We start from the raw sequence: 3,724 nt of genomic DNA on the forward strand, positions 1-3,724 counted from the left end.
CGACGATGGGGCGATACAAGGCACTGATCGGCCCGCGTCTGCGCACGCGTCATCCCGATGCGCAGCAGACTGAAACATCGATCGGTGTGGCGGTGCTCAACCGCATGCTGGCCGCCGCACGCCCGAAGTCCGTGCGCTGTAAGGTTCATGCCGCATAACCTGTGGGGAAAGGGGCGCATTGCACACTGCTCCGCCTCCATGCACCAACGCCGCGCGCCAATGCAAACGGCCTCGGGCGGTACCTACGGGCAACCCCGGCGTCATCGCAGTTACCGCCTTCAACGCGACCCATGCCCCACCGGTATTGCAGGGTCGTCGCGGAGGTCCGATGCTTCAGCCGTTTGGGTGCGCAGCCGCGTTGCCTGCAATTCCGTTTCAATCAACTTTCCACGTAGATCGCGGTAACGCTTCGGAGCGTCTTTCATTAAATACGTGGCAAGCGTACTCTGACTTCCTGCGAGATCGGGAATGGCCGCATGTGGATCGTATGCTTCACCCTTCTGCATGGTCACAAACCTGTCGGTTGCAACTGCCAGTCCGGACTCGTCAACAGGCACCCCTGCCCGCACCTGATGAGCAACGGATGTCAAAGCAGCACGCACCGCCAACGCTTGGCTATAACGCAACTGATCGAACTCCAGATCCATATCAAGCGAAACGAGAATTTTCTTCAGTTCGATGCCGCCCGGTACATCCAGAACATTCGGCTCGGCCGTAATGCGAGTTTCAGATCTGTCTTGATTTTGCGATGCATCGCTTGAAACACCTCTGCGTGCAGCAATGCTCCGAAAGGCTGCGGTTTTTGCGTCGAGTTTGGCTTCGAGGTATTCCAGTTGTGAGTCGAGCATGCTGGTCATCGTGTCGATCTGCGCGCTGGTATTGGCGGGATCGGCAAGCCATGACTTCAGGCTTGTGCGGGTGAGATACGCCCGTGATTCGTTCCAGGTTTTCTTTGCAGCCCGTTTGGCTGAAGCGGGCCTTTGCAGTCGCGCTGATTGCTCGACGAAACTGGATGCCGCCCGCAAACGCCCACGAACATCGGCACCCGCGCGCTTCATCACATCGCACACAAATTGTCCTTTTGTCGGTTTCGGTCCCCGCCTTTCCACCACGTGCGCTGGATCAGCCGTGTACGCGTATTTGTCCTCGTAACGCTTTCCAGCGTCATCTGCGACACGCTGTAAGAACGTCTGGCGCTGATCCTCACGCGACGATATTTGTCCGAAAAATGCGGATCTCAGCTTCAGTCCGATGAGCGGATCGGCATCGGTGTGGCTCGTCGCCAACAGATCTACAGACGCCAGGAAATCCCGATTCAACTCGGGATCATCGTTCTTGAAGTACCCCTGATACCGATGCTGCCTTCCGTGACCCGTCAGGAATTGCTGGGAGGAGGCTCCCATCACCACGCCGCCCACGGTCCCCAGCGCAAGCAGCGCCGCGAGCACCGGCGGATGCGCCAAGGCGACCCCACCTGCCGCCACTGCGCCTACCACGGCGACCTTGGCGGCGACGCTGCCCGTGTAAAGCGTGCTTCCGGCCAGAAAGCCCTTGTTCCAGCTGGCATAGCTGGCAAAGAAGTCGTCGTGTTGCTCGAGCTTTTGCGAAAGAAACTGGTGATATTCGCTGATCTCTGACGACTGGTCACCACTACCGAGCAAGTCAGAGATTCGCTGTTCAGTTGCGTTTTTTTCCAGACGGAACGCGTCGCGCTTTTTGCGCGATTTGTGGACCATATAACCGCCTAGTCCAAGCGCGCTCGCGGCGGCGACGGGACCAAGGGCAAAGGTGCCGGCGATTCCCGCCGCGCCCGTTGCGGCGAGCGCGACCGGGTGGCCGCCAGTCGCGATGAACGCGGACTTGGTGGCAATGTCCGTCGAAGCTTTGGTCAAAATCGATAAACCAGCACTGGTTGAAAAAAACCCCACTCCGCCATCGGCCTTGTTCTGCTCGCGCAGAAAGCCGAGCGTTTGTTCGCGCTCCTCCCTGATCGAGCGAATCGTAGATAGCAGTCGCTCGACGTTGGGAGGTAACGCCCCATCTGCCGCGGCAGCGGTGGCCCCTCGTGAGGAGCCGACGATACCATCGATACCCTGAATATCCCGTTCGATTTGCGCAAGTTCCGCTTTGAGTTCCTTTCGGGTATGGGCAGCACCGTGCATCTCCTCGAGACCCGCTTTGATCGCCATCAGCGCTAGCGGCAGGAGCGCTCCGGCTACACCCACTGCGATACCGAAGTCAGCCATCCCATGCGGGGTGCCAGCGTCTTTCACCCAGCCGAGAGGATTGCTTGCAAGTAATCGGGCATTGTCAGCAAACTCCTTTGCGATACCGCCTCCGCCGCCTTTGAGTGCCTGGACTAGATATGCGACTGCCGCGTAGACACCATGAATGGCTTCGTCGAGATCGACGACAATCGCACCCCCTCCCTCGCCATGATTGTGTCCGGTTTCTGGTTCAGTTGCTTCCGCAACATGATGCTGTGTCAATGCCTCGCTCGCGATCGCCAGTTTCTCCGAGAGCTGCGCGCAGCCATTGATCACCCGTGAATGCGCCCCGCTAGGGTCATCCGTATCGAACTCAGTGATGCGTGAGAAGGCGGAATGTAGTGCGCTGGAATGTGCATAAATTGAAGAAGCGATGTGAATTTCACCGCCACCTGACTGCAAACTGGTGGGCGCAGCATTTAACGCGCGGCGGATCTGATTCATCTCGCGATGCACGTGGGCACGCGTATTGAGTTGCTCTGCCCATGCATCGTGTAACGCAGGCAACAAGGCTCGCGGACGTTGCGTTGGATCGACTGATGCTCCGGCTGTGGAATTGCGGCGCGGCAGGCCGGCCAGAACGGAGCAATCGCTCCTCGGCAACTCGACCTGTAGCGAGGGAGCGACGTTGCGCTTCTCGATTTCGTGGTCGAGGCGCTCGGCAAACAAAGACGAATCGGGCAGTCCACGAACGGGCAACGACATGAGAGTCCCTTTCAAAATTAAACGAACATGATACTCGTTATTATTTGCGTTTAATCGGGGTTGTGTCGCGATAACGAAGCGATGACGAGCAAGCGGCGATTCGCTTAGGAGTGGCGTTGGTGCAGGCGTTGGTGCACGGATAGGCAAACGAAAGACAGGAGTAATAAAATCGCGGTCCGTCCCTGCTGGAAGCTCATGCATGCTGTCAAATGACATAAAGTCGTCTGCCCCGAAGAACCAGTTTATAAGGCGCAGCGAGCAGTGCTGGACAGTTTTACGTCATTTTGGATTGACATAAATTTGCCCATTTCGCTGGATTTGACCTAAAGTAGTCCAATGTCGCTGGTCCGCAATCACGCCATGCACCCGCCCGAACCCCTGCCCGTCTCCCGGCTGCCGAAGCAGACGCTTCATCATGTGTGGTCGCCAAAGCTACAACGCGCACTGGTACTCACCTCGCGCGATCAAGTTCGACTCTGGGTCATGCTTGAAGCGAATCCAGCTGTCACGACGTACTGCGAGCGGCCAGCCCTCATATCTAACCAGCGTGATTCCCGTGCCGATTTCTGGCTGCTGCGGGATGGCCGCCCCCAATGTCTGTCACTCCACCACGCCAGCGAATCGACGGGCTCTGTCGCATTAACGAGGACGAGTAGAATCGGTGCGAATTGAAACGCAGGACATCGATGATGGCAAAGACGAAGAAAGCTCGCTCAACGTTGCCCACCGGCGCGGGCAGCGTGCTGAAGCGG

General features: G+C 58.0%; 1 protein-coding gene and 1 pseudogene. One reads left to right on the forward strand and one right to left on the reverse strand.

The genetic code is table 11. The features are described from left to right. Window positions 1–158 (forward strand): annotated as a pseudogene (locus tag GWC77_RS29830) (IS5/IS1182 family transposase); the annotation flags it as partial. 120 nt (window positions 159–278) lie between these two features. Here the strand turns inward: GWC77_RS29830 and GWC77_RS27170 are convergent. Continuing rightward, a complete protein-coding gene (locus tag GWC77_RS27170) occupies window positions 279–3,188 on the reverse strand; it encodes a hypothetical protein (RefSeq protein WP_173262416.1) in 2,910 nt (969 codons plus the stop codon). Window positions 3,189–3,724: the final 536 nt, after the last annotated feature.

The organism is Paraburkholderia sp. NMBU_R16, assembly GCF_013282575.1.
Classification (GTDB): Bacteria; Pseudomonadota; Gammaproteobacteria; order Burkholderiales; family Burkholderiaceae; genus Trinickia.